The sequence below is a fragment of the Microbacterium sp. Be9 genome (assembly GCF_011754135.1).
Taxonomy (GTDB): Bacteria; Actinomycetota; Actinomycetes; order Actinomycetales; family Microbacteriaceae; genus Microbacterium; species Microbacterium maritypicum_A.
On the sequence record NZ_WNWT01000006.1, the window covers coordinates 866,327 to 892,280 of the forward strand.

General features: G+C 69.9%; 24 protein-coding genes and 1 tRNA gene. 9 read left to right on the forward strand and 16 right to left on the reverse strand.

All coding sequences use genetic code 11. From position 1 onward, the window contains the following. The first annotated feature begins 13 nt into the window (after positions 1-13). The 3 genes from GLO27_RS15050 (at position 14) to GLO27_RS15060 (ending at position 3,546) form a co-directional block, all read left to right on the forward strand. Positions 14-1,174, forward strand: coding sequence for an acylneuraminate cytidylyltransferase (locus GLO27_RS15050; RefSeq protein WP_031208005.1), 1,161 nt, complete (start codon positions 14-16; stop codon positions 1,172-1,174). 93 nt (positions 1,175-1,267) lie between these two features. After that, positions 1,268-2,140, forward strand: coding sequence for an N-acetylneuraminate synthase family protein (locus GLO27_RS15055; RefSeq protein WP_021201165.1), 873 nt, complete (start codon positions 1,268-1,270; stop codon positions 2,138-2,140). Continuing rightward, on the forward strand, positions 2,137-3,546 hold the full coding sequence (locus tag GLO27_RS15060; protein ID WP_052514725.1) for a DUF6716 putative glycosyltransferase: 1,410 nt from the start codon (positions 2,137-2,139) through the stop codon (positions 3,544-3,546). Before GLO27_RS15055 ends, GLO27_RS15060 begins: the two co-directional genes overlap by 4 nt. Before the next feature lie 132 nt (positions 3,547-3,678). On the opposite strand, the gene GLO27_RS15065 is transcribed toward GLO27_RS15060, so the two are convergent. Together GLO27_RS15065 and GLO27_RS15070 are read right to left on the reverse strand one after the other, a co-directional pair. Then, positions 3,679-4,458: an ABC transporter permease gene (locus GLO27_RS15065; protein WP_167255563.1), complete on the reverse strand. Its 780-nt coding sequence runs from the start codon at positions 4,456-4,458 to the stop codon at positions 3,679-3,681. Further along, positions 4,455-5,507 carry an ATP-binding cassette domain-containing protein gene (locus GLO27_RS15070; RefSeq protein ID WP_167255565.1) on the reverse strand — a complete coding sequence of 351 codons (1,053 nt, stop codon included), beginning with the start codon at positions 5,505-5,507 and terminating at the stop codon, positions 4,455-4,457. Before GLO27_RS15070 ends, GLO27_RS15065 begins: the two co-directional genes overlap by 4 nt. 63 nt (positions 5,508-5,570) lie before the next feature. Here GLO27_RS15070 and GLO27_RS15075 point away from each other — a divergent pair, with 63 nt between their 5' ends. Then, positions 5,571-6,557, forward strand: coding sequence for a WYL domain-containing protein (locus tag GLO27_RS15075; RefSeq protein ID WP_167255567.1), 987 nt, complete (start codon positions 5,571-5,573; stop codon positions 6,555-6,557). Between the two features lie 87 nt (positions 6,558-6,644). Beyond that, positions 6,645-6,720 (forward strand) — tRNA-Met (locus GLO27_RS15080). A gap of 186 nt (positions 6,721-6,906) precedes the next feature. Here the strand turns inward: GLO27_RS15080 and GLO27_RS15085 are convergent. The 8 genes from GLO27_RS15085 to GLO27_RS15120 all read right to left on the reverse strand — a co-directional run bounded on the left by GLO27_RS15085 (position 6,907) and on the right by GLO27_RS15120 (position 16,241). After that, positions 6,907-7,722, reverse strand: a complete 816-nt coding sequence (locus tag GLO27_RS15085) for a siderophore-interacting protein (protein WP_208323801.1) — start codon at positions 7,720-7,722, stop codon at positions 6,907-6,909. Beyond that, positions 7,719-9,542 carry an ABC transporter ATP-binding protein gene (locus GLO27_RS15090; RefSeq protein WP_167255569.1) on the reverse strand — a complete coding sequence of 608 codons (1,824 nt, stop codon included), beginning with the start codon at positions 9,540-9,542 and terminating at the stop codon, positions 7,719-7,721. Before GLO27_RS15090 ends, GLO27_RS15085 begins: the two co-directional genes overlap by 4 nt. After that, positions 9,535-11,172 (reverse strand): ABC transporter ATP-binding protein, encoded by a 1,638-nt coding sequence (locus GLO27_RS15095; protein ID WP_167255571.1) that lies wholly within the window; start codon positions 11,170-11,172, stop codon positions 9,535-9,537. The genes GLO27_RS15090 and GLO27_RS15095 overlap by 8 nt, the downstream gene beginning before the upstream one ends. Beyond that, positions 11,169-11,957: an ABC transporter ATP-binding protein gene (locus GLO27_RS15100; protein ID WP_208323802.1), complete on the reverse strand. Its 789-nt coding sequence runs from the start codon at positions 11,955-11,957 to the stop codon at positions 11,169-11,171. The genes GLO27_RS15095 and GLO27_RS15100 overlap by 4 nt, the downstream gene beginning before the upstream one ends. Before the next feature lie 11 nt (positions 11,958-11,968). Beyond that, positions 11,969-13,072, reverse strand: a complete 1,104-nt coding sequence (locus tag GLO27_RS15105) for an iron chelate uptake ABC transporter family permease subunit (RefSeq protein ID WP_021201157.1) — start codon at positions 13,070-13,072, stop codon at positions 11,969-11,971. After that, positions 13,069-14,142 carry an iron chelate uptake ABC transporter family permease subunit gene (locus tag GLO27_RS15110; RefSeq protein WP_208323803.1) on the reverse strand — a complete coding sequence of 358 codons (1,074 nt, stop codon included), beginning with the start codon at positions 14,140-14,142 and terminating at the stop codon, positions 13,069-13,071. Before GLO27_RS15110 ends, GLO27_RS15105 begins: the two co-directional genes overlap by 4 nt. Positions 14,143-14,150: 8 nt before the next feature. Next, the gene (locus GLO27_RS15115; protein WP_167255575.1) at positions 14,151-15,212 is read right to left on the reverse strand and encodes an iron-siderophore ABC transporter substrate-binding protein; all 1,062 of its coding nucleotides are present in this window, start codon (positions 15,210-15,212) and stop codon (positions 14,151-14,153) included. A 186-nt stretch (positions 15,213-15,398) separates the two neighbouring features. Then, positions 15,399-16,241, reverse strand: a complete 843-nt coding sequence (locus GLO27_RS15120) for an AraC family transcriptional regulator (protein ID WP_029267430.1) — start codon at positions 16,239-16,241, stop codon at positions 15,399-15,401. Positions 16,242-16,350: 109 nt separating this feature from the next. On the opposite strand from GLO27_RS15120, the gene arfB reads away from it, so the two are divergent. Continuing rightward, the gene (gene arfB, locus GLO27_RS15125) at positions 16,351-16,791 is read left to right on the forward strand and encodes an alternative ribosome rescue aminoacyl-tRNA hydrolase ArfB (RefSeq protein WP_167255577.1); all 441 of its coding nucleotides are present in this window, start codon (positions 16,351-16,353) and stop codon (positions 16,789-16,791) included. A gap of 15 nt (positions 16,792-16,806) precedes the next feature. On the opposite strand, the gene GLO27_RS15130 is transcribed toward arfB, so the two are convergent. After that, complete coding sequence (locus GLO27_RS15130; protein ID WP_021201152.1) at positions 16,807-17,412, reverse strand: TetR/AcrR family transcriptional regulator; 606 nt, start codon at positions 17,410-17,412, stop codon at positions 16,807-16,809. A 70-nt stretch (positions 17,413-17,482) separates the two neighbouring features. Between GLO27_RS15130 and tet(42) the strand changes: the two genes are divergently transcribed. Next, positions 17,483-18,769 (forward strand): tetracycline efflux MFS transporter Tet(42), encoded by a 1,287-nt coding sequence (gene tet(42) / locus GLO27_RS15135; RefSeq protein ID WP_021201151.1) that lies wholly within the window; start codon positions 17,483-17,485, stop codon positions 18,767-18,769. A gap of 3 nt (positions 18,770-18,772) precedes the next feature. Here the strand turns inward: tet(42) and GLO27_RS15140 are convergent, their stop codons facing one another. The 5 genes from GLO27_RS15140 to GLO27_RS15160 all read right to left on the reverse strand — a co-directional run bounded on the left by GLO27_RS15140 (position 18,773) and on the right by GLO27_RS15160 (position 23,861). Continuing rightward, positions 18,773-19,588, reverse strand: coding sequence for a nucleotidyltransferase domain-containing protein (locus GLO27_RS15140; RefSeq protein WP_031207988.1), 816 nt, complete (start codon positions 19,586-19,588; stop codon positions 18,773-18,775). A gap of 96 nt (positions 19,589-19,684) precedes the next feature. Continuing rightward, positions 19,685-21,760: a DUF2156 domain-containing protein gene (locus tag GLO27_RS15145; protein ID WP_167255579.1), complete on the reverse strand. Its 2,076-nt coding sequence runs from the start codon at positions 21,758-21,760 to the stop codon at positions 19,685-19,687. Between the two features lie 45 nt (positions 21,761-21,805). Beyond that, on the reverse strand, positions 21,806-22,618 hold the full coding sequence (locus GLO27_RS15150; protein ID WP_167255581.1) for a tyrosine-protein phosphatase: 813 nt from the start codon (positions 22,616-22,618) through the stop codon (positions 21,806-21,808). A 90-nt stretch (positions 22,619-22,708) separates the two neighbouring features. Next, on the reverse strand, positions 22,709-23,362 hold the full coding sequence (locus GLO27_RS15155; RefSeq protein WP_167255583.1) for a thioredoxin domain-containing protein: 654 nt from the start codon (positions 23,360-23,362) through the stop codon (positions 22,709-22,711). A 73-nt stretch (positions 23,363-23,435) separates the two neighbouring features. Continuing rightward, positions 23,436-23,861, reverse strand: coding sequence for a hypothetical protein (locus GLO27_RS15160; RefSeq protein WP_243844841.1), 426 nt, complete (start codon positions 23,859-23,861; stop codon positions 23,436-23,438). Positions 23,862-23,936: 75 nt separating this feature from the next. On the opposite strand from GLO27_RS15160, the gene GLO27_RS15165 reads away from it, so the two are divergent. Next, a complete protein-coding gene (locus tag GLO27_RS15165; protein ID WP_167255585.1) occupies positions 23,937-24,287 on the forward strand; it encodes a PLD nuclease N-terminal domain-containing protein in 351 nt (116 codons plus the stop codon). A gap of 14 nt (positions 24,288-24,301) precedes the next feature. After that, positions 24,302-25,951: a 2-succinyl-5-enolpyruvyl-6-hydroxy-3-cyclohexene-1-carboxylic-acid synthase gene (menD, locus tag GLO27_RS15170; protein WP_051668168.1), complete on the forward strand. Its 1,650-nt coding sequence runs from the start codon at positions 24,302-24,304 to the stop codon at positions 25,949-25,951. Positions 25,952-25,954: the final 3 nt, after the last annotated feature.

Sequence of the window (25,954 nt, forward strand, 5' to 3'; positions counted from 1 at the left end):
GAGGATGTGGACGATGGACGAGCGGAAGCCCCTCACGGTGGCGATCATCCCGGCGCGCGGGGGATCGAAGCAGGTGCCACGCAAGAACCTGCAGCGCGTCGGCGGTGTGCCCCTGGTCGAGCGTGCGGTCCGCGCCGCGGCCGCCGCACCCGGCATCGATCTGGTCGTCGTCTCGACAGACGATGACGAGATCGCTGCGGTGGCGACGTCGGCCGGCGCGCGGGTGGTCCGTCGCCCCGCGGCGCTCTCCGGTGACACCGCGACCTCGGAGAGCGCGATCCTGCATGCATTGGACGACCTCGAGGTGAACGGAGCCGCCGTCGGCATCGTGGCGTTCCTGCAGGCGACCTCGCCGTTCATCCCGAGCGATGCGCTCGCTGACGCCGTGGAGGAGATCCGCGCCGACCGCGCCGACAGCGTCTTCTCGGCTCACGAGACCTATGCGTTCCTGTGGCGGGAAGGGGAGGGGAGCGAGGCGGTGGCGATCAACCACGAAGCCGCGCACCGCCCGCGCCGACAGGACCGCGAGCCGCACCACCTCGAGACCGGCGCGTTCTATGTGTTCCGTGCCGCGGGCTTCCGCGAGAACAGGCACCGCTTCTTCGGCAGGACCCGCATCGCGGCGGTGCCGGAGTGGACGGCGATCGAGATCGACGATGCGGATCAACTCCGCGTCGCCCGTGCGCTCGCCCGCCTGCACGAGGCCCCCACGCCCATCGTGGTCCGCGCGGTCGTCACCGACTTCGACGGCGTGCACACCGACGACACCGCGATCATCGACGCCGACGGCGGTGAACGGGTGCGGGTCAGCCGGGAGGACGGCATGGGCGTCGCCCTGCTGCGCCGAGCCGGCGTGCCGCTGCTGATCCTGTCGACCGAGGTGAATCCGGTGGTCCGCGCTCGCGCCGACAAGCTCAGGGTCCCCGTGCTGCACGGCATCGACGACAAGGAGACGGCGCTGCGCAACTGGGCGCGCGACAACGAGGTGCCTCTCGGCGACATCGCCTACCTCGGCAACGACGTCAACGACCTGCCGGCGATGCGGATCGTGGGGTGGCCGGTCGCGGTCGCGAACGCGCATCCGCTGGTGATCGAAGAGGCCCGTGTCGTGCTGCGTCGCAGAGGTGGAGAGGGTGCGGTGCGGGAGCTGATCGAGCGGGTGTTGTCGAGCTGACCGATGCCGGTAACCCGGCGGTCGCCCGGTGTTCATCCTCGGCCCGTATCCAGGAAGGAGGGGTAGCACCAACGCTCGAACACCGGAGGAATCATGACTGTCAGCATCGGCTCACGAGTGATCGGCGGAGGGCGTCCTGCCTACGTCATCGCAGAGATCGGCCTGAACCACAACGGCGACGTCGACATCGCGAAGAAGCTCATCGACGTCGCGGCCCGAGCCGGTGCCGATGCCGTGAAGTTCCAGAAGCGCACTCCGGAGATCTCGACGCCGGAGCACATGCGCGACGTTCCGCGCGAGACGCCCTGGGGTGTGATGAGCTACCTCGACTACCGCCGTCGTGTCGAGTTCGGGCGCGACGAGTACGTCGAGATCGGCGACCACGCCACGATGCTCGGCCTGGACTGGTTCGCCTCGCCGTGGGACGTTCCCAGCGTCGCGTTCCTCGAAGAGTTGAACGTGGTGGCCCACAAGGTCGCCTCGGCCAGCCTCACCGACACCGAACTGCTGATCGCGCTGCGGGAGACCGGCAAGCCCGTGATCCTCTCCACCGGCATGTCGACCATCGAGCAGATCGACCGGGCGCTCGACACGCTCGGCACCGATCGGGTGGTCCTCATGCATGCGACGTCGACCTACCCGCTGGAGCCGGAAGAGGCGAACCTGCGGGTGATCGCGACGCTGCGCGACCGCTATCCCGGCGTGCCCGTCGGCTACTCGGGTCATGAGCGCGGACTGCAGATCTCTCTCGCCGCCGTGGCCATCGGAGCCGTCGCTGTCGAGCGCCACATCACCCTGGACCGCACGATGTGGGGATCCGACCATGCGGCCTCGCTCGAGCCGACGGGCCTCGAGCACCTCGTACGCGACATCCGGGTGATCGAGCGTGCGACCGGCGACGGAGTCAAGCGGGTGTTCGACAGCGAGCGTGCGCCGATGGCGAAGCTGCGCCGCGTTCCGGCATGACGGCGGCCACCGGCATCCGCGTCGTCGCCATCGCGGATGCCGACTCGTTCGTGAAGTGGGCCGCCTCCCTTCTCGGTTCCGTGCCGGGTGTGCGCCCGCACCTGCTGCTCGTGCGCACACCGCTCACGGCCAGCGCCGAGCAGCAGCGCACGGCTCTCGCCGGCACGACGCTCAGACCGGATGACGTCACCCGCATCGGGTTCGCGCAGACGGAGGCCTGGCTGGCCGGACAGCGCCCCGACGTGGTCCTGCTCGCGGGGCGCGGACCGTTCGTGCGGCTGATGGGACGCGTGATCGACGCGTTGGAGCATCGACCGGTCACGGTCTCGGGACTGCCCGGCATGGCGATCCCCGCCCAGCGCGGGGCGCTGGATTATCGCCGCCACACCGATCTGCTGGTCGTGCATTCCCACAGGGAGGTGCGGGCCTTCGAAGAACTCGGCCGCCGCATCGGGGTGCAGACGCCGGCGGCGCTCGCCACCCTCCCGTTCGCCCGGCGGCGGCAGCGCATGCTGCGTCCGGAGCGCGTCGGCATCGATGCGGTGGCGGGTCGGCGAGCCGGTCTTGCCGCGCGGGGCGGTGGCGTCGCGGTCGCCGAGCGCCCTCCGCGGCCTGCCCCGGTCAAGCCACCGGCGACCGACGTCGTCTTCGCCGCGCAGGCCCTCGTTCCGCTCGCGAAAGACCAGCGGGCCGAGATCGCGGCCATGCTCGTGCGGGCGGCCGAGGCCGAGCCGGGTCGCCGTGTGGTGGTGAAGCTGCGTTCGCGGCCGGGGGAGTCGGAGACCCACCTCGAGCGCGAACCGTATGCGGGGCTGCTGCCGTCGCGCCTGCCGCCGAATCTCGTCTTCTCCTACGACTCGATGAGCACCGCGCTCGAGACGGCCGCGGGCCTCGTCACGGTGAGCTCCACCGCCGCCATCGAGGCCACGGCTCTCGGTGTGCCCGTGATCGCCCTCGACGCGTTCGGGGTGAGCAAGAACCTGCTGAACACGGTGTTCGTGGGAAGCGGGCTGCTCGGCGGTCGTAGCGAGGTCGTGGCGGGGCGCTTCCGGCATCCGCACCCTGACTGGCTGCGCGACAACTACTTCCACCCCGATGGCGAGTCGACGTGGTGGGAGCGGGTCGAGCAGCTCGTGGCGCTGCGGCGTTCCGGGGCACTGCCGGCGCGGCGGGTGCCGTCGGCCCGCGGCGGATCACTGCACGAGGCCTGGCATCGGGCGAGTGTGCTCGGCGCGGAGGATCGCACGATACGAGGGACGGTGGCGCTGGCCATGGGCGCGCCGGCGACCCGAGCGCTGGCCGCGGTGCGCGGACGCCGACTGCCCGCCGACGGGGGAACCTGGGCGGACGCGTTGACCGACTACACGTTGGAGCCGAACCCGTTCGACGACTCCCTGCGCCGTTGAGCCGCGGTCCTCAGGCGCTGCCGAAACCCAGACGCTTCGTTCCACCGTCGGGGTGTCGCGCCACGACGCGCGGATGATGCGCCACTGCGTCTGGGTTTCGGCATGCCCGCAGCGGCGCACCACCGGGCGCGGTCAGTTGCTGCGACGGATCGCGCGCACTCCGACGATCAGTCCGACGACCGCGACGGCGAGCGCCGAGACCCAGCCCCACAACACGGTGACATCGCCGAGGTCTCCCGCGAACAGGGCACGCTCGGCCTGGACGACCCAGTTGACCGGGTTGACCGAGGCGACGACCCGCATCCAGTCGGGTGCCGCGTCCAGGGGCAGCAGCATGCCGGAGAGGATCAGCAGCGGGAAGATCAGCGACTGCTGCACACCCCAGAACAGCCACTCCCGATCCTTCGTCGCGAGAGCCAGCGAGTACGACAGCGAGCCGAGACCCACTCCGAACACGGCCAGCAGTGCCAGGCCGATGAGCAGACCGGGGATGTCGGCCGCGAATCCGAACGGCCAGGCGATCAGCACGATCACCAGAGCCTGCACGACGATCGGTGCGATCTCCTTGAGGGCGCGTCCGACCAGCAGCGAGGACCGGGCGAGCGGGGCGACCAGGGTGCGCTCGTGCGATCCGGTCATCATCTCGTACTGCAGGTTCGACCCGGTCGACCCGGTGCCGAACAGCACGATCATCACCAGCACGCCCGGCACGAACCACGCCAGCGTCTCACCGGCCGGCTGTCCGGAGTCGCCGATCAGCAGGGGCGCGAACAGCCCGAGGAAGATGAGCGGCTGCAGCAGGCTGAAGATCAGCGTGAACGGGTCGCGGAGCACGGGCTTGAGTTCGCGCGTCAGCACGTTCCGGGTGTCGCGCGCGAGGTTCGGGCGCACGATGGTGTCGTTGACGGTCATGAGAGGACTCCTGTCGTGCTGTTCTCGGAGGCGGGGCTGTTCTCGGGGGCGCCGGGAGCGGATGCTTCGCCCGTGGCATCCGCGCCTTCTCCGGCATCGCGGAGGGTGCGGCCGGTGAGGGCGAGGAAGACGTCATCGAGCGTCGGCGGTACTCCTGTGGCCCGACGGACCAGGATCCCGGCGGCGTCGAGTTCGCGCACGATCACCGGGAGCAGCCGGTCGCCGTCCTGCACGGCGAGGGAGATCGATTCCCCGTCCGCGGTCACCGGCGCCGGGCTGAGACGGGCGACCACGGCGCGGGCGCTCGCCGCCTCGGCGGCATCCGCGAATCCGAAGGTGAGCACGTCGCCGGCAAGGGTCGCCTTGAGGGAGGCGGCGTCGTCGTCGGCGATGATCCGCCCCTTGTCCATCACCATCACCCGCTCGGCGTAGCGGTCGGCCTCTTCCAGATAGTGCGTGGTGAGGAAGACGGTCGTGCCGTGCTGCGTGCGCAGGTCGAGGATGTGCTCCCACAGGTTCGCCCTGCTCTGCGGGTCGAGTCCGGTGGAGGGCTCGTCGAGGAAGATGAGGGGAGGTGCGTGCATGAGTCCGAGCGCGATGTCGAGTCGGCGCTTCTGGCCGCCGCTGAGCTGCTGCACACTGCGGGTCGCGAAGGACGTGAGATCGAGGGAGTCGATGAGCTCGTCCGCTCGCCGGGCGCTGTCCCGACGCGACATGCGGTAGAAGGCGCCCTGGCTGAGCAGCTCGTCGCGTACGCGCTGCGAGAAGCTGCCGCTCGTGAGCTGACCGACATACCCGATGCGTGCGCGTACCCCGGCCGCGTCGGAGCGGATGTCGTGGCCGACGACCCGCGCATGGCCGGAGGTGGGCGGGATCAGGGTGGTCAGCATCCGCAGAGTCGTCGATTTGCCGGCGCCGTTGGGACCGAGGAAGGCGACGAGCTCTCCGCGCACGGCGGTGAAGGAGACATCGGTCACGGCGTGGACCGGCGTCTTCTTGACGGTGAAGACCTTGGTCAGGCCTTCGGTCTCGATGAGGGATTCGTTCATGGGAGCGAGCGTAAGAACCAATGCGGACAGATCCTGTCCGCATATTCTGACAATCTGAGACGCATGACCGACACCACCTCCCGTGCCCTCGCTCTGCTCAACCTGCTGCAGACGCACCGGCACTGGCCGGGGACGGAACTCGCCGCCCGGCTGGGAGTGACCGAGCGCACCGTGCGCCGCGACGTCGATCGGCTGCGCGAACTCGGCTATCGGGTCGAGTCGACGCCCGGTGCCGCCGGCGGATACCGGTTGGAGGCGGGGAGCGCCGTGCCTCCGCTGCTGCTCAACGACGACGAGGCGGTGACCATGGCGATCGGACTCCGCATCGCCGCCACGCAGCAGCTGGTCGGCGGACCCGACGTGACGCTCACGGCTCTTGCGAAGCTGGAGCAGGTGCTTCCATCGGCGCTGCGGCAACGGGTGAACGCGCTCGCCGCATCGGTGCAGGCGCCGCGCATCGGAGAAGGGCCGGTGGTCTCACCCGAGGTGCTGGGGGAGATCGCGCTCGCCACCCGCGACACCGAGCGGCTGCGCCTGCGGTACCTCGACGGGGAAGGGCGCGAGAGCGTGCGCCGCGTCGAGCCGCATGCCCTGGCCCCGGCCGGTCGCAAGTGGTTCCTGTTGTGCTGGGACCTCGATCGGGACGACTGGCGCACGTTCCGCGTCGACCGCATCGCCGCGGTGGAACACACGCGTGTGCTGTTCACCCGTCGCGAGATCACGGAGGACGAGATCGAGGAGCGCGTGCTCGTCGCCTCGTCGTGGTCGCCGCAGAAGGTCGAGGCGGCCGCCGTGATGGAGCTGCCGCTCGCCGAGATGCAGGAGCGCTTCGGGCCGTGGTGGCAGGGTGCGACCGCTGTGGGCGACGACCGCACGCGGTGGCCGTTCGGAGGCTCGGACTGGCGCGAGGCCATGTACGCGCTGCTCTGGATCCCCGAGGGCGTCGAGTACGCGGTGGCGCTCGCCGAACCGCACCGGAGCGAGTTGCGCGAGGCGGTCGCACGGCTGATGCGTGCCCTCGACGCCCCGGAGCCGGATGACGCCGGGTGACGAAGAGGCGTCATCCGCAGACTCATAGGGTTATCCCAGGCAACCATCCTGGCGGGGAAGATCACGGCCGGGTAACGTCATTCCCATCGCGGCGATCCGGGCGGTCCCGGGCCTCAGTTCATACCTGAAGGCGTTGCGGGTTCGACTCCCGCCGTCGCGTCCACTTGAAGCCATCTCACCCGTTCCGGTCGCAGTTGCTGCCGCCTCGACGCACGCAGAACGGCAGGAACTGCGACCGGAACACGGCGGGGGTCCGGCCGGGGTGGGTTCCGCCTCACAACCCCAACTGGTCCAGCCGCTCCTCGAAGCGCACCTGCACGTCTTCCGGCTCATCGCCCTCGGACTCGGCCTATATCGCATCCAGCTCCTTCTGCACCGACTCGGGCAGGGCGGCGAACTTCTCGTCCCACGCGACGACCGGCGTCCAGTAGCCGACGACCTTGAAGCGGGTCGCGGGCAGGGCGAGCTCCTTGCGCAGGTACTTGCGCACGTCGCGCAGCGCCACGGTCTCACCGGCCACCCAGACATAGCCTTCGTCGAGCGGAAGCCGGTCGTCGACGATGCCGCGCACGAGCGGACCGAGCGCACTGGGACCGCGGCCGTTGCCGCCGACCACCCAGGTGACCTCGACGTCGGCGCCCACCTCGAGAGCGACGCGGTCCGCCTCGCTCGGCACTTCGAGCACGACCCGCGTGCGCACGCCCTCCGGGGCCTCGGCGATGATGCGCGCCACGGCCGGAAGCCCGGTGAGGTCGGCGACGAGCACCTGCCACGTGATGCCCTCCGGCGGCGAGTACAGGCCCGTCGGGGAGTTGAACCCGAGCACGTGCCCCGGCTCCGCCCGCGCGGCCCAGGGGCCCGCGACACCTGCCTCGTGGATCACGAAGTCGATGTCGAGTTCGCCGGCGTCCGGGCGCACGCCGCTGATGGTGTACGTGCGCATCGGGGCCTCGGGCGCACCCTCGGGCGTCTCCCACCAGTCGCCCGCCGGCACCGGCAGCGACACCTCCTTCGGGTCGTCGCCGTGCGGGAAGAACACCCGCACGTATTCGTCGCCGATACCGGTGCTGAGGAAGTCGGCGACGCCCTCGCCGCCGAGCGTGACGCGGACCAGGGTCGGGGTGAGGGTGGTCGTGCTGCTGACGATGCCGCGGTGGATGCTCACGGAGTCTCCGTCTCTGTAGGGCGAATCTCTTCGGTGGGGGATGGGTCGGTGGGGGCCGGGTGGGATGTGCTGCGGGTCTGGGCGAGCCAGGAGTCGCGGTAGAGCCCTTCGGTCGCGAGGAGCTCTTCATGCGTGCCGCGCTGCGTCATCCGTCCGTCGGCGAAGACGACGATCTGCTCGGCGGTCACTGCCTGCTGCAGTCGGTGGGCGATGAGCACCGCCGTGCGTCCCTCCCGCAGTGCCGCGATCGCGTCTTCGACGGCTTCGCGGTGGTGGAGCCCCACGTCTGCGGTGGCCTCGTCGAGGATCACCACATCCGGGTCGGCGAGGAAGGCGCGGGCGACCGCGAGCTGCTGGATGCGCCCCTCGTCGAGCGGTACGACGGAATCGGCGGACGAACTCTCGCCCTCTGCGGACTCCTCACGACGCATCGCCTCGACCGCCCACTGCGCCCCGACCGCCCGCAGCGCCGCCGCCATCTCCTCGCCGCTCGCTTCGGGGGCGACGAGGCGCAGGTTGTCGGCGATCGTGCCTCGGAAGTGGTGCAGCTCCTGCGACAGGTAGTACGGGGCGTCTGTGCGGGACGCCAGGTGCACGCTTCCCGACGTCGGCGGGTGATGCCCGGCGATGACGCGCGCCAGCGTGCTCTTGCCCGACCCCGAGGTGCCCACCAGCGCCGCCGTGGTGCCGGGGTCGACCCGCAGGTTCACGCCGCTGATCCCCCGGCCGGTGGTGGGGTAGTGGAACGTCACGTCCCGCACCTCGATGCCCGCGGATGCCGGCGGTGCAGCTTCCGTCTCCGGGCTCTGGGCGGCCGGCGCGGGCGCGAGATCGATGACCCCGACGAGTCGCGCGAGACCGATGGCTGCCCGCTGGATGTCGTCGAGTCCGAAGATCAGCTGTCCGACCGGGCCGAACAGGCGATGGAACAGCAGCGCAGCAGTGGTGACCGCGCCTACCGTGACAGCGCCGGCGGACTGCAGCAGGAATCCGGCGCCGAGGATCGCGGCCAGCCCGACGAGCTCACCGCCGTTGATCCAGCGGAACAGACGATTCGTCACCCGCACGCCCTCGATCTGCATGTGGATCGACGCCACCGCGCGCTCGCGCACCCGCTCGAGAGCGGGCTCCTGCTCGTTGAACGCGGTGAGGGTCTCGATGCCGTCCACCGTGTCGAGCACGGCCTGGCTGCGGGCGGCCTCGCGCACCCGCACCTCGCGGAACACCACACGGGACTTCCGCAGAAAAGCGCGCGTACCGAGGATGTAGAACGGCACGGAGGCAAGCCCCGCGAGCGCCAGCCAGGGATCCAGAGCGGTCAGCGCGACCACCGAGACGCCGATCGCGAACCCCGCGGACAGCAGGGTCGGAGCGACGTTCCCTCCGGCTTCGGCAACGGCATCGACGTCGCCGGTCACGCGGGAGAGCAGATCGGCGCTCTCTCCGTCGTCGACCGCGCTGACGGGCAGCCGCATCGCCGAGGCGAACACGTCTTCACGCAGGCTCGCGAGCATGTCCTGCACCAAGCCGGTGAGCACGCGCACGGCCCACAGCATCACCACAGCTGCGCCGATGGCACCCAGACCGGCCGCGGCGACCCACCCGGCGATGGTCGCGAAGCCGGCGTCGGACGACACGGCATCGACGATGCGCCCCAGGCACGCGGGCATCACGATCCCGAGAGCGGATGCCGCGAGGAACAGCGCGGCGACAGCGGCGGTGCGACCGGGATGCTGCCGCAGCAGCCCACCCACGACGGCCCGCACCCGAGCGCCGGAGGCGATCGGGAGCAGCGCGCCGGTCGAGGTCGAGTCACTCATGGCGTGTATCCGATCCTTCGGAGGGAAGCTCGACGACCCGGTCGCAGGCTCCGAGCAGCACCGGCGAGGTGGTGATCACGATCACGGTCTCGGTGTGCTCTGCAAGGGCGCGGGCGATGTGCGCCTCGGTGATGGCGTCGACGGCCGAGGTGGGCTCGTCGAGCACGAGCACGTCGGCCTCCGCGTGCAGGGCTCGGGCGATGCCGATGCGCTGGCGCTGTCCGCCCGAGAGGCGTCGCCCGGCCTCTCCTACCTCTGACTCCCACCCTCCGACCTGCACCACGGTGTCGTGCAGCGCCGCCATCTCGATGAAGGGCGCGTGCGGCTGGTCCTCCACGCCGTGGCCGCGCACGGCCTCGCGCAGGGAGCCGCTCACGATCGTCTGCCTGTGCGGAGGGGCGACGACCCGACGCCGATACTCGACCGGGTCGAGGTCGGTCAGATCGTGCAATTCACCGTCGATCGCGAGCGCGACCCGGCCGCGGTCGGGTCGGGTGCGCAGACCGAGCAGGCGCGAGAGGGCACGGGCCGTGTCGCTGTCGGCGGGACGGATGCCGAGCAGTTCGCGCTCGCGCACCTCGACGGGCGCGGAGGCGGATCCCGCGCGGAAGGTCAGGACGACGTCCTCCGCCGGTCGTACCGGGGCGGCCGCCGCGACGGGCGCATCGAGCAGGTCGTCGGCGTCGATCACCTCGGCGAGTCGCTTGGCCGAGGCGAGCTTGTGGATCCAGTTCGAGGGGAAGGAGCCCGCATACGCGAGGTAGCCGCTGATGAACTGAGCGAGCCCGAGCACCGTGACCAGCTCGCCGATGCTGATGCGGCCCTCGGAGGCGAACCAGGCCGACATACCTGCCAGCGCGGTGGTCGCGATCGCCGCCAGCGTGCCGCTCACCGCCTCGTATGACGCGAGGGAGCGACCTGCCGCGGTCGCCGCCCGCCGAGAGGTGTCGCTCGCGGCGATGTAGCGGCGCACGGCCTCCTCGCGGGCGCCGATGCCCACGAGCACCCGGAATCCGCTCATGAAGTCGGCGGCGACCGCCCCGGCCTCGGTGGCCGCCTGCTGCTCGACGAGGCCACGGCGTTCCAGCGGGCGCGACACGACCTGCATCACGAGCATCATCGCGATGGTCGAGCCGAATACGACGAGCGTCGCGACGGGCGAGATCACCAGCATCGCGAGACCGGCTCCGATGATCGCGGCGATCGTGGAGCACTGCTGCGCGACCGACCAGGCGACGCCGGCGACCCGATAGGTGTCCGACGTGACGAAGGTGAGTGCCTCGCCGGGGGCCACTGTGCGGCGAGAGAGCCGGGGGCGCAGCATCCGAGAGAGCGTGAGGTGGCGCAGCGCCTGCTCGCCGTAGCCGTAGATCGACACCATGAGGTGGGACGCCGACTGGTAACTCGCCGTCAGCACGAGGAACGTGCCGACCAGGGCGCCGAGCCAGAGGGCGAGTGCTGCGGGGTCGGCGGGGAGCACGGCGCGGTCGATCGTCGCACCGATGATGACGGGGATCGTCGCCTCGGCGAGCGCATGCACGATGAGCAGCGCGGTCGCTCCGGCGAGGGCGATGCCACGCCCCTCCGACTTCAGCGCGATCCCGAAGAGCCTCCGCGGCGTGGGCGTCACGGTGTCCGCCGACCGAGCGGGAGCACCAGCGGCGTCCCGGAGACGGGGTCGGTGATCACTCGACACGGAAGGTCGTACACGGTGTGCACGAGCTCTGCGGTGATGATCTCGCGCGGATCGCCCTGCGCCACGATGGCCCCGTCGCGCATCGCCACGAGGTGCGTCGCGTAACGGGCCGCATGGTTGAGGTCGTGCAGCACGGCGACGAGCGTGGTGCCGCTGCGGTGCAGGTCGGCGAACAGCTCCATCAGGTCGATCTGGTGCGCGATGTCGAGGAATGTCGTCGGTTCGTCGAGCAGCAGATGCGTGGTCTGCTGGGCGAGGGCCATGGCCACCCAGACGCGCTGCCGCTGACCGCCGGAGAGCTCGTCGACCAGGCGCCGCGACAGATCGGTGACCCCGGTCGCGGCCATCGCCTCGGACACGGCGCGCTCGTCGGCGCTGCTCCACGTGCGCAGGGCGCTCTGGTGCGGGAAGCGTCCGCGCCCGACGAGATCGGCGACCGTGATGCCGTCGGGGGCGATGGACGACTGCGGAAGCAGTCCCAGCTTGCGGGCGACTTCTTTCGGCTTGAGCGAACGCAGTTCGTCGCCGTCGAGCAGCACGGCGCCGGTGGTCGGGCGCAGCAGCCGGGCGAATCCGCGCAGCAGGGTCGACTTGCCGCACGCGTTGGGTCCGATGATGATCGTGAACGAGTTGTCGGGAACCTCGAGAGTGAGGTCGGAGATGATCGGGGTGTCCCCGTAGCCCAGCGTGATGTCGCGGGCCTGCAGCGAAGCGGTCAAGGGTGTTCCTTTCAGGTGCGGCGCGCGTACTGGGCAGCGAGCAGCCAGGCGAGATAGAGGCCGCCGACCGACACCGTCACGACGCCGACCGGCACAGCGACGAGCTGGGCCACGGCGTCCGACACCACGACGAGGGCGGCGCCGGTCAGCATCACGGGCACCGTGCCCATCGGGGTGTTCGAGCGGGTGAGGCGCTGCGAGATCTGCGGGGCCGCGAGGGCGATGAAGGAGATGGGGCCGGCCGCGGCGGTCACCAGCGCGACCAGGGCGACGCCGAACACCATCGCTGCGAGACGGGTGCGACCGGGACTGATACCGAGAGCTGTCGCCGCGTCGTCGCCCATCTCGAGCACGGGAAGCGTGCGGGCGAGGGGGAGGGAGAGCAGGGTCACGATCGCGAACACGATCGCCGCCGGGATCAGCTGGTCGAAGCCGAGCGAGGCGATCGAGCCCGCGCCCCAGGTCGCCGCCATCATGGCCTTCTCGACGCTGACCGAGATCAGGATCCACGAGGTGAGGGATCCGAGTCCCGCCGAGACGCCGATGCCGACGATGATGAGCCGGAACGACGACATCGTGTTCTTGCTGGCGAGCACGTAGACGAGCAGCGCGGTGAACAGGCCTCCGACGAGCGCACCCGCCGCCTTGAACATGTAGGTGTTCAGCTCGAAGACGATCATGACCAGCGTCACACCGAACTGTGCGCCGATGCCGAAGCCGATGATGTCGGGGGAGCCGAGCGGATTGCGGGTGAGGGACTGGAAGATGCCGCCGGCGAGGGCGAGGGCTGCGCCGCACAGCACCGCGAACAGCACGCGCGGCAGGCGCCATTCGAACACCACCTGGCGGATGTCGGGGTCGGATGCGGGATCGAAGATCGCTCGGATGACGGCCGCGAAGTCGACCTCGTAGGCGCCGAGGGTCATGGAGAACAGGCCCGCGCCGATGATCACGACGACCAGCAGGAGGCTGACGATGACGGATCGCACCGGGATGAGCGTGGCGATCCGCGCGGTCTCGATCCGGAACAGGCGTCGACCGTGATCGACCGGGGTGAACGCGGCGGGCGATGCCTCAGTGTGGGGCGCGGTGCGGGTCTTCTGGTCGATGCTCACAGGCCGCTCACCCGCTTGCGACGCACGAGCATGATCAGGATCGGGGCTCCGAGGAGGGCCGTGACGATGCCGACGCGCATCTCCCCGTTCGGGAGCACGATGCGGCCGAGGACGTCGGCGAACAGCAGGAAGGCGGGGCCGATGATCATCGAGTACCCGAGCACCCAGCGCTGGTCGGGGCCGGTGAACCAGCGGACGATGTGCGGGATCATGAGCCCGACGAAGGCGATGGGTCCGGCGGCGGCGACGCTGGTTCCGGCCAGCAGGGTGACGGCGATGATGACGAGGATGCGAGTCACGCGCACGCGTGCACCGAGGGCCTGCGCCAGGTCGTCGCCGAGGGCCAGGGCGTTCAGGGAGCGCGCGCACAGGAGTCCGATCAGGAGACCGGCGACGATCAGGGGCACGGCCCAGGTGAGCTGGTCGAGGGTGCGTCCACCGATCGAGCCGACGCCCCAGAACCGCATCACCTGCAGGGTGCTGTGGTCGCGCAGCACGATCGCGGTGGTGAAGCCGGTGAAGGCCGCGCCGAGGGCGACGCCGGCGAGGGTGAGCTTCATGGGGGTCGCCCCCGAGGCTCCGAACGAGCCCAGTATGTAGACGAGCATGGTGAGGACGAAGGCTCCGCCGAGGGCGAAGGGCACGTAGGCGCCGGGGGCGGTGAGGCCGAGCACACCGACGGCGAACGTGACGGCGAAGGATGCACCGGCGTTCACACCGAGGATGCCGGGGTCGGCCAGCGGGTTGCGGGTGAAGGCCTGGATCAGGCCGCCGCACACCGCGAGAGCGGCACCCACGACGATGCCGAGCAGGGTGCGCGGCACACGCAGCTCCATGACCATGAGGTGCAGCGGGTTCTCGTCGTCGTAGGAGAAGAGGGACTGCAGCACGGTGATGGGGTCGATCGCGAGGGCGCCGACGGCGAGCGAGGCGATGGCGGCGATGGCCAGCACCACGACCGAGATGACCAGTCCCGCCACGAGCGTCCCGTTACGGTGCGGGGAGTCGACTGCACGACTCCCCGCACCCGTGTTCGAGACGTCCGTGCCGTCATCCGTCGCCAGGGACATCTCTCGGATCACTTGCCGGTGATGGTGGGCTCGCCCTGGAGCGCCCCGGCGAGGTCGTCGACGTACGTCGGCAGGATGTACTTCAGCGAGAGCACGGTGGGCGCGCTGATGGCCGAGGCCTCGGCGTCGTCGGCGTAGATCACGTACGAGCCGTTGGCGATCGGGTTCCAGCGCGACACGACCTTGTTCTCGACCGTGTACGTGCCCTCGTCGGCGCTGCCGCCCCAGGCCGCGAACAGATCGGCCTCCACGTCGTAGAGGTTCTCGAGGCTGACGCCGGTGTACCAGTTGTCGCCCTCCGCGGTCTGGAGGAAGCTGTCCATCGCCGGGGTCGAGGTGAATCCGAGGGCCTCGGTGATGCGCACGCGGGGGTCGTACTCGAGGTAGACGCCGAGGTCGGTGCCGCCCTCGTTCAGGGTCAGACCCCAGACGAAGGTCTTGTCCTCGAACTCGGGGTGCTCGCCGGCCAGGGTGGTGATCTGCTTCTCTGTCTCGGCGATCAGCTCATCGGCCTTGTCCTCTTCGGACAGTGCCTTGCCGACCGTGCGGGTCATGTCCTCCCAGGTCCCCGGGTTCCAGGGGCCTTCGATGTAGGGGACGGTCGGGGCGATCTCGGTCAGGCGCTCGTACTCGATGTCGGAGACGCCGGAGTAGAGGCTCAGGATCAGGTCGGGCTTGAGCTCCTTGATGGCCTCGTAGTTGGGGCCGTCCTCGAGGAAGGGGATGATCTCGGGGGTCTCGCCGTACTCCTCGGTGACATAGTCCTCGAACCAGGGCTGGTAGCCGCTCTCGCCTGCGCCCCAGACCTCCTCCATGCCGACGGGATTGGTGCCGAGGGCGGCGACGATGTCGGCCGTCATCCAGCCGAGGGTGACGATGCGCTGCGGCTTCTCGGGGATCACGGTCTTGCCGTGGCCGTGCTCGATGACCACGCCGTCTGTTGCGGTGGAGGCGGAACTCGATTCCTCGGGGGTGGACGAGCACCCGGCGAGGGTGAGGGCGGCGGCGACGGCCGCGGCGACGAGGGCCGAGCCTCGGCGGATCTTCGGGCGCGCAGAAGCGAGCGACATGGTTCTCCTTCGGGAAGGGGGGAGGGTGTTGCCGCGTCGACGCGGCGAGAAGTTAGGTAAGCATGCCCTAACAGAACGATGCTAGAACGCGGATCCTGCGCTCAGTGTCGCGGGAGCGACGACTTGTATCGCGGAACCGACAACGACGGTCGGATTCGCCGTCAGGGGATCAGGATCGCCCCGCCGTCACCGCCAGTACAGCTGGTGCGCCGCGTCGGCCTGCACGCGCGCCACGTGCTGCCGGGGAGTGAGCCCGAAGCGCTCCTTGAACGCGGCGGAGAAGGCGCTCGTCGTGGCGTAGCCGCAGCGGTGCGCGGCCGCACCGATCGGAGTGCCGTCGACGATCAGACGCGCCCCGAGGGTCATCCGCACGCCGGTGCGCCACCGCCCGAAGCTCATGCCGACGTCGTTCTGGAAGATGCGCAGGACCGTACGCTCGTGGAGCCCGTGCGCGAGGAACAGCTCGATCGCACTGCGGGGGTCGCCGGGGTCGGCGAGAACGGCCTGCACGAGCGGGGCGACCCGCTCATCCGCCGGCATCGGCACCTCGCCCCATTCGCTCGCGGCCTCGGGAAGCGGCTGCTGCAGCATCTCGATGAGCACCGACTGGATGCGCACGCGCAGGTCGGTGGGCATGTCGTTGATGCCGAGGTGGAGCAGCATCTCCTGCACCGCGCGCGGCACCAGCACCCGTGTGATGTCGTCGATCGGGGCGATCAGCGATGAGTCGGGGATGTACGTGTAGCAGCCGGTCGAGTCGGGTTCGTGATGGGCCGTGTGCGGGGTGCGTGCGGGGATCCACACGCCCTGACCGGGAGCGAGGCGCCACCTCGTGTCCTGCAGGTGCACCCACACCGTGCCGCGATAGCACCAGGCCAGCATCGGGTCGGCGTGGCTGTGCGGAGGGGAGAGCGGGCGGGTGCCGGTGTCCTCGGCGGTGACGACGCCGGTGCCCATCAGATACGGCTCGTTCACGGTCGACGGATACGACGGGCTCGCTGCCCAGTCGTCCTGCCGGTATGAGTTCATTCGTGCTCCGCATGAGGCGGCGCCGACTGCTCGGGAAAACAGGTCCTGCCGCCCTCGCCATGCTATCCGGGTGAGGCGCGATGGCCCCGCGAGGCCCGATGATGGACACATGCCTTCCGCCCATCGCCCCGGTCTGCGGGTCTCGTCGGGTCTCACGATCCCCGAGGCTGAGTTGTCGTGGCGCTTCTCGCGGTCATCCGGGCCGGGGGGACAGGGCGTCAACACCGCGGATTCCCGCGCTGAACTCGTCTGGAATGCGGCGAACTCCGCGGTGCTCTCACCGCATCAGCGCGAGAGGCTGCTCGACCGACTGAGCGGTCGCCTGGTCGATGGAGTGCTGACGATCGCCGCGTCCGAGCACCGTGCCCAGTTGCGCAACAGGGATGCGGCGCGGGAGCGGCTCGTCGCTGTCGTCGCAGAGGCTCTGCGCCCGCCGGCACCACCGCGACGGCCGACGAAGCCGAGTCGGGGGTCGAAGGAGCGCCGGCTGAAGGCCAAGCAACGGCGCACCGACGTCAAGAGTCTGCGACGACGACCTCGCGACGACTGACCCGGCGCCGGAGAATCACCTGGCGAGACGCTCTTCGACAGGGTCCCAGCCACTCGCGAGCACCCGGAATCCCGCGTCCACCGTCTCGAGTGGATCTTCGCTGTCGTTGATCAGCAGTTGCATCTGCAGGACGAATCGGGCGTAGACGCGGATCTCGGCGACCGGCTCGGCGAGCCCGAGCTCGTCGGCGATGGCCGCGGCGAGGGCATCCTCGTGTCGGAGCCACATCTTCGCGGCATAATCGCGCAGGGCGGGTGTCTCGTTGAGGAAGCGCATGAACACGCGGGTGACGTCATCACCGTGCTCGTCGAAGTTCGCCCTGATCTCGGCGGCGAAGAAGTCGTGGATCGCGCGGTTGATCGTGCGTCCTGCGGGCCGGTCGCGCACGGCCGAGACCAGACGGTCGCGCTGTTCGTCGTCCTCGTCGAAGACGAGAGCCTCCTTCTGCGGGAAGTGCGCGAACACGGTCGTAGGGGAGACGTCCGCCGCATCGGCGACCTCGCGGATGCTGACGTTGTCGAAGCCGCGCTCGAGGAACATCATCGTCGCGACGTCGGAGATCGCCTTGCGGGTCGCGGCCTTCTTGCGCTCGCGGCGTCCGAGGGGCTCTGGGTTCGTCATGACAGCAGTCTATCGTGGACCGACTACAAACCTGGCTTGACACCAAAACTGGTATTGGTACACTTTCGGTATGACTTCACCCAATGTCCTCACGCGACGGGATCAGAACCGCGCGTGGATCATGCTCATCGTGCTCACGATGCTCACCGTCATCGGTATGACGGTCGTCCTTCCCGTCCTGCCCTTCGTCGTGCTGCAATACGTCTCGCACGAGAGCGACCTCGCCATCTGGGTGGGCGTGCTCGAGGCCGTCAACGGCCTCTGCGCCTTCCTGGTCGCCCCCTTCCTCGGCCGGCTCTCCGACCGCTTCGGTCGTCGACCCGTCATCATCGTCGCCGCGTTCGGCGCCGCATTCTCGATGGCGCTGTTCGGCATCGGCGGTGCGATCTGGGTCCTCGTGCTCGCGCGCATGATCCAAGGCCTGACCGCGGGAGATCTCCCCGCCCTCTTCGCCTACCTCGCCGACATCACCCCGCCGGAACAGCGGGCGAAACGCTTCGGTCTCCTCGGCGCTCTCACGGGAATCGGCACCATGGTCGGCCCGGGGATCGGTGGTCTGCTCGCCGCGGTGAGCATTCAGCTTCCCGTCTTCCTCACCTCCGCCGTCGCCCTCACGATCGCGATCCTCAGCATCTTCCTGCTTCCGGAGAGCCTCAAGCCCGGCAATCGCATCAGCGCCATCCGGCTGCGTGACGTGCAGCCGTTCGCGGTCTTCAAAGAGGCGTTCGGGCGCAAGGAGCTGCGCGGACTGATGATCGGCTTCGGTCTGCTCGCCCTGCCGTTCGGCTTCTTCGTGAACAACTTCAGCGTCCTCGCGCTGGACTCCATCCAGTGGGGGCCGACGCAGATCGGACTCCTGACCGCGGCCGTCGGCATCATCGACATCCTCATCCAGGGTGTGCTGCTCGGCATCCTGCTCCCGCGCATCGGTGAGCGCGGTGTGATCATCAGCGGCATCGTCGCGCAGATGGTCGGTCTCGCGGCGCTCGCCATCGTCGCGTCGATCTTCGCCCAGCCGTGGGTGTTCATCGTCGGTGCGCTCATGCTCGCTGCCGGCCAGGGGGCATCCCAGGCGGCGATGGACGGTGCCATGTCGAACGCGGTGGGCGACGACGAGCAGGGCTGGCTCGGCGGAGCGACGCAGTCACTGAATGCGGCCATGGGCACGGCCGCCCCGCTCATCGCGGGGGCGCTCTACGCGCTGGTCAGCCACGCCGCCCCGTACTGGCTCGGGGTCGCACTCATGATCGTCGCCGTGATCGTCGTCAGCCGCGCACACATCGCGAACACCGCGAAGCGCCCGGTCACCGATGGCGTGGGAGCGCCTCCGGTCGAAGCCGTCGAGACCGTCGGCTGAGCATCAGGTTGCGGGAGCTGCCGGACGCGGCAGCTCCCGCAGCCGCGTGATCGACGCGAGCAACTCCTCCGGCGTCGTGCCGAGATTCCCGAGTGCCAGTGCCGCCGACGCGCTGAATCCCGCCGAGTCGATCGGGAGGCGTGCCACGTTCGGCACCAGCCCCTTCTCGTTCGTCACCCAGTTCCCGGCGGCGGCGTGCCAGGCGTGCGCGGTCAGCATGGCCGTCGTGGTTCCGCAGAGGGAGACGTATGCGACGTCTCCCGCCTTCGCGCCCTTCACCGCCGCGTTCAGCAGGAAGTCGACCTGCCAGAGGCTCGTGAGGAACGCCTCGCGCAGCGCCGCGGGATAGGGGGTGACGCTCCGTGCCAGACCGACCAGGAGTCCCTCCGGATCGCGAAGCGGCACGCTGGTGGCCACCTCGCCCGCATAGGCGACATCGAGGAAGCCGAGGGGGTGACCCGGTTGGGTGTGGAAGGCGAACTCGCCGCGGACGGCGCGAGCGCATTGCTCTCCGACGCGGGTGACGTCGCGGAGGATGAGGTCGACCGGCACGCCGTCGACGATCAGCCAGGCGCCGCCGTCGACCCAGGGTCCCCATCCGCCGCGCTCGGCGACCTCGACGGGTTCGCCCGTCCACCCGCTCGCCACGCGCGCGATACCGGCGCGGTCGACATCCGAGTCCACGTAGAGCCCCAGATCGATGTCGGAGTCGGGTCGGTGCGTCCCGCGGGCGCGACTGCCGCCCAATGCGACGGCACGCACGCCGGGAACCCGGCTCAGTTCGTCGGCCATCGAGCGGAGGCGGTCTTCATCGAGCACGACACCGATCGTACTCACGTGGTCTCACGCCGTCGGAGAACAGACGCCATCCGGAGATCGACCCACCCGACGCGTTCTCGGGCGGCGTGGGCTCCGTCAGTCCTTCCCGCCCCGTACGAGTTCGAGCCCGGCACCCGCGAACTGGCGCAGCGTCGCATCCGGCAGGAACGCCCGCGTGAGTGCTCCACCGATGCGGGTGAGGTCGCTCTCGTCGCGGAAGAGGAGATACATGGTCTCGTAACGGGGGTGGAACTTCTGCTTGAACCGATGCAGCGACCCGAAGCCGTACACCGGTTCCAGCGCATCGGCCAGCCGGTCGCTGAGGGCGGCGATCATACCGGCATCCGGCGGGTAGTCGTGGGCGAGGGGCGCGCCGGAGAGCGACATGATCTGCGCCCCCTCCTCGGCGAACTGCTTGGCCGAGGAGCCGATCAGATACTCCATGACGGGCCCGAAACCGTCTTCGCGGCGACGCATGAGGTCGAGGGTCCAGCCCCGCACCGCACCGTCGTCGCCGTACACCGGCAGCCAGGAGAGGAAACCGTCGACGTCGCCGTTCGGAGCGAGCGCCAGGGCGAGCCGCACCTCCGGATCCTCGGCCTCGTCGAGGGTACCGAGCGTGAAGCGCATCTCGGGCAGGTCCTTGTCTCCGACCCAGGCCTCCGAGATCGCTCTGAGCTGCTGCTGCACACCCCACGGCTCCGCTTTGAGGTGCGTCATGCGGAAGGTCATCTCCTCGCGACCGGCCTTGTTCAGTGAGGTGCGCACCGAGTTCCAGCGCTTGCCCGTGAACTCCAGCCCCGGCAGGTCGACGATCGTGTCGTCGGCCACGACGATGCTGCGCCAGGTCGAGGGGACGGCCGCCCGCGTGGCCTCATCCGCACTGAAGAAGCAGGGAACGAGGCCGGCGAGCTCCACGGCGTGGATGAAATCGTTCACGGCTTCTGCGCGTGTCTCCGCAGGGCCGATCGGGTCGGCCAGGGCCAGGGCGACGCCGTTGCGACGCTGGTACGCGACGATGCCGCCGGCCACCCGGGCATAGCTGTTGCCCTCCCAGGTGGTCATCCACGAGAGCGTTCCGCCGCCATGAGTGCGCAGCTCGCGCTTCATGTCATCGACGTTCGGAGCGGGCTGGATGCCCAGCTTGGCGCGGCGCTTGGCTCGGAACGCGCGTCGCACCCACACCAGGTACACGAGCATGATGAGCCACAGGAAGCCGTTGGCCATCGCGAGCTCGGTCTCACCGTCCCAGCGCAGATCGAGCTCCGCCTGGCTCGTGATGATGATGAGGGTGAGCACCAGCGCGGCGCCCGAGACGTTGAACAGGCCGAGCAGGATCGCGAGCACCCACGCGAAGCGCCGCCCGCGACGGAGCCCGTTCACGAGCACGAGGATCACGACGAGGTCGATCGCGAGGTCGATGAATCCTCCCGACGCGGGAGCGGTCGGCCCGAAGGGTCCGTCCGTGGGCAGGAAGGTCGTGATGATCTCGACGGCGCCCAGGACGAGGATCGCCACCACGGCGATCAGCCGCTGCTCGCGGACCGTCGTGTGCCGCACCCGCAGCGATCGGTCGACGACGAGGATCAGCAGCACCGCGAGCAGGTGCTCGAGGTCGGCGACCTTGCCCCAGAAGAGCATCGCGATGAACACGAAGCCGAGCAGGATGAGCCAGCCGCGCACCCGCCACGGCGGACGGAACAGGCCGACCGCGGCGGCGATGCACGCCATGGTGCCGCCGGATGCTCCCACGTCGAGCGCCTGGGCCTGCTCCGCCGCCCACGCCCACGGGAACTGCGAGAGCACGTACAGCAGCAGGGCGGTGGCGAAGATCGCGAACAGCTGACCGAGCCAGTAGTAGGCGAGCGCCACGCGCGATCCGCGACGGAACTCCAGGTAACCCATACCCCAGAAGCCTGCGATCGTGAACAGGTACACCCAGGGCTGGTTCACGAAGAACGTGCCGGTCAGGGGCGTCCACCACTTGCCGTCGGCGAGGTTCGGGAGCCCGTAGGCGACTGTCTGGAAAAGTGCGGTGTCCTCGAACGGCGCCCAGAGGCCGCTCCAGACGACCCCCACCGCGATGACCAGCAGCACCATCGTCAGCGTCGCCGGAATGCGCTGGACGACGGCCATCACCGGATGGGGAGAGGGGGAGTGCTCCTCGGTCATGCGCTCAGCGTAGCGAGGGCTGCGTCCGCACGGGCGCGGGCACTCCTACTCCCCGCGAAGCACTCGACGAAGGTCGGCGATCTCGTCGTCGGTCAGACCGCCGCTTCGCAGATAGCCCGCGACGTCGCCGTGGTTGTCGTCGATCCAGTCCATCGCAGCCTCGATGGCGGATGCCGGAGCCTCGGTCGCGAGCGTCTTCAGGGCCGGCGTGAGGGGGACGCCGAGCGAGGTGATCAGTGCGGTGAGGGCTTCGGCGAAACCCCGCGCCAGATTCTTCTCCGTCTGCGTGTAGTCCTCGACGATGGCCTCGCGAGGTGCTTCGGCGACGAGCAGCAGGATCGCGGCGGCGAGCCCCGTGCGGTCCTTGCCCGCAGTGCAGTGGAACAGCACGCCGGGTCGTTCGGTGCGCGAGGCTTCGAGCACCGTCCGTGCGATGGTCGCGAAGGGGGTGGCGCTGGCCGCCAGGATCGAGACGTACAGCTCCTCCAACGTCGGCACCTGCTTCAGCACCTCGGCGACCTGGGTCACCGAGAGTCCCGCTCCGTTGGCTGCAGGGAGCAGCTGCTTCACCATCTCGTCCATCGCGCCGCCCTGCATGGGCAGAGTCAGGAGCGTCACGCTGCCGTCGCCGGGCAGGCGATCCGCGGCGCGTGCGCGTTCGCCCTCGGTGCGCAGATCGATCACGGTGTCGATGCGGAGGTCGGCCAGCGCCTGCATCCCCTCGTCGGTCAGCGCGGCGAGCGCGTCCGATCGGAAGAGCAGACCGGAGGCGAGCGTGCCGCCGCCCGAGGTCGGGATCCCGGCGAGTTCGCGGGCGTTGTGGGTCGTCTGCAAGGCGGTCGTGATGTCGATGGTCATTCTGGCCCTCTCCTGGGTATGCGGCCAGAATATCGGTGCGGCGGGACCGCGCGGCTTCGACACGGAAGCCGCGCGATCCGCCTTTCCACGTCAGCCGTTCACGGCCTTCTCGATGGCCTGCTCGAGGTCATCCCACTCCTGCAACACGATCTTCTCGCCGTCGATGAAGAACGTCGGCGTGCTGTTCACCCCGAGCTTCTCGCCGTCGGCCTTGTCGGACTGCACGCGCTCCGCGGTGGCCGGGTCGGCGATCGCGGCATCGTACGCGCCCATGTCGAGCCCGAGATCCTGGGCGAACCCGCGGAACACCGCGGGGGTCTCCTCGGGCTGCTCGCCCCACTGCGCCTGCGTCTCGAACAGACGGCGGTACATGTCCTCGAAGCGGTCCTGCTGCCCGGCGGCCTCGGCGGCCAGCGCGGCCTGCGTGGAGTTGATGTGCCCGGGCAGGGGGAAGTAGCGGACGACGTACGTGATCTTGCCGTCGTACTTCTCCCTGAGGTCTTCGACGACGGGGTAGAATGCCCCGCACGCCTCGCACTCGAAGTCGAGGAACTCGACCACGGTCACGGCGCCCTCGCCCCCGTCGTCGAGCACATGGGAATCGGTGCGGACGGTCTGCTGCGGCTCTCCGCCCTCCGCGGGCGCGGCGGGTTGCTGCTGGCTGATCGCGAAGACGATTCCGGCGATCAGCAGGACGATGGCGACGGCGATGGCGATCAGGGTCGCTTTGACAGAGTTCTTCATGAGGTCTCCAGACACACGGGTACGACGAGGGGAGGGTGCCGCTTTCGGGCGGCTCGATGCGCGCGTCGGCAGGTCAGGTGCGGGAGATGGAGAGCTGCGTGAGAGTCAGGGCGGGGACGAAGGCGCGCGGACCCGCGCGACTCGGCGACGCCGTGCGCGGGGCGCGGGTGCCGAGCGGTCGGGTGCCCCCGGCGAGCCGGCGGAACAGCAGGACCAGCGCGACGCCGCCGAGCACCGCGAGCAGGCAGATCCCGACACCGGAGCTGAGCACGTCGATCGTGGGCGCTGCTGCCGCGTCACCTGCCGTCGGGGCGGCAGCCGTCGACTCCGAGACGCCGGAGGCGAGACACAGCGTCGCGTGCACATCGGCCGAACCCCGCGAGGTCGACCACGCGCCGACCACGAGCAGGAGCGCGAGGCCGACGGCGGTGATCACCCGGGCGATCAGCATCCGCTCGGCCCGCGCTCGCGGCATCGGATCCGGCGATGAGGGCAGCATTTCCCGCGCAGTCTAGCAACGGCGCCTCTGTCCTCCCCGGGGCCGGGGAAGCCGTGGCGCGCCTACACTGGAAGGGTGGCGAGACTACTGATCGTCGGCGGCTTCCTCGCCGCCGTGTTCTGGGTGTTCAGCATCGTCGACTGCGCAGTGCAGCCGGCGACGCGGCACCGCGGTGTGTCCAAGCCCGTCTGGATCCTGATCGTGGTGCTCCTTCCCGTGATCGGAGGCATCCTCTGGTTCGTGATCGGCCGTCGACGTGCGAACGATCCCGGGGTCCGTCCGGTCGTCGCGCCTGACGACGACCCGGCCTTCCTGCGCAGCATCAGCAAGACCGAGCAGGATGCGCGCATCCGCCGCCTCGAGGAGGAGCTCGCCCGTCTGGACGAGGAGACCGACGAGCCTCCCACCACGGACCAGCGCCCGTGACCTCCTCGCCGGCCATGGATGCTGCGGCATCCCTGATCGCCGACCTCGTCGCCCAGGGTGTGCGCCACATCGTGGTGTCTCCGGGCTCACGCTCGCAGGCCCTCGCGCTCGCCGCGGTACGGGCCGCCGATGACGGACACGTCCGGGTGCACGTCCGGATCGACGAGCGGGTCGCCGGCTTCACGGCTCTCGGAATCGCCCGTGAGACGGGCGTGCCCGCCGCGGTGGTGTGCACCTCGGGAACGGCCGTCGCGAACCTGCTGCCCGCGGTGATGGAGGCCTTCCACTCCGGGGTGCCGCTGCTGCTGCTCACCGCCGACCGGCCGCCCGAGCTGCGCGGGGTCGGTGCCAACCAGGCGACGCTCCAGGACGGGCTCTTCCACCCGTGGGTGCGTGACCAGCTGGACGCTCCGGTGCCCGGGGATGGCGACTGGTCGGGACTCGCTGCGCAGGCCGTGGCCGCGGCGATGGGTGCTCGCGAGGTCGAGAGCGGCCTTCGCGGGATCTCCGGACCCGTGCATCTGAACCTTCCCTCCCGGGAACCGCTCTCGGGCGACCTGCCCTCGATCGCCATCACCCCGGGCGAGGCGCCGGAGGCTCTGAGAAGCACACCGTTCGAACTCGACCGCGGGCCACGCACCGTCGTGGTCGCCGGGGCCGATGCCGGCCCCGATGCCGAGGAGATCGCGCACGCCGGCGGCTGGCCGCTGATCGCCGAGATCGTGAGCGGCGCGCGATTCGGACGCCAGATCGTACACGGCTACCGTCGACTGCTCGCGCGTGAGGATCTCGGCGGACGCGTCGAGCGGGTCGTCGTCCTCGGGCATCCGACACTCAGTCGTGAGGTCGCCGCACTCCTCTCGCGTCAGGATGTCGAGGTCGTGGCCGTGCACCGCGGCGGCGAGGAGCTGAACCTCAATCACCGTACGAGGGGGGTCGACGCCGTCGTCGTCGCTCCGGGCGTCGCGGATCGCAGCTGGCTCGGGGAGTGGATGCGAGCATCCGCGGCCGAGACCGTAGACCTGAGCGAGCGCGCCCCCGATCCGGAAGCGCTGGCGTCCTCCGATTTCGCGGCGCGCAGGCAAGCCGTGAGGGCCGAGCTCGACGCCGTCCGCCGTCCGCTCGATCGCGAGCTGCTCGTCGATGCCGTGTGGCGCGCCACCTGGCCGCACGACCGCCTGGTGTTCGGCTCCTCCCGGCTCGTCCGCGTCGCCGATCAGGTGCTCGGCGGCAAGAAGGTCCCCGTCCATGCCAACCGCGGTCTCGCCGGCATCGACGGCACGATCGCCACCGCGACCGGAGTCGCGATCGCGAGTCAGGCTGCCGGCGCCCCCGGCGTGACGCGGGTGCTGCTGGGCGACCTCGCCTTCCTGCACGACGTCGGCGCCCTGCTGCTGCCGCCTGACGAGACCGAGCCCCGGTTGCAGGTCGTCGTCGGCAACGATGGCGGGGGCACGATCTTCGACTCTCTCGAGGTCGCATCGTCAGCACGCCCCGGCGACCTCGATCGCGCCTTCTACACGCCGCACACGGTCCGCCTCGAGCACCTCGCTCTCGCGTACGGCTGGGAGTACCAGCGGGTCACCACCCGCACGGCACTGGATCAGGCCCTGACCTCGCCTCGTGGTGGACGTCAGATCATCGAGGTGCCACTGGCGCGTTGACTG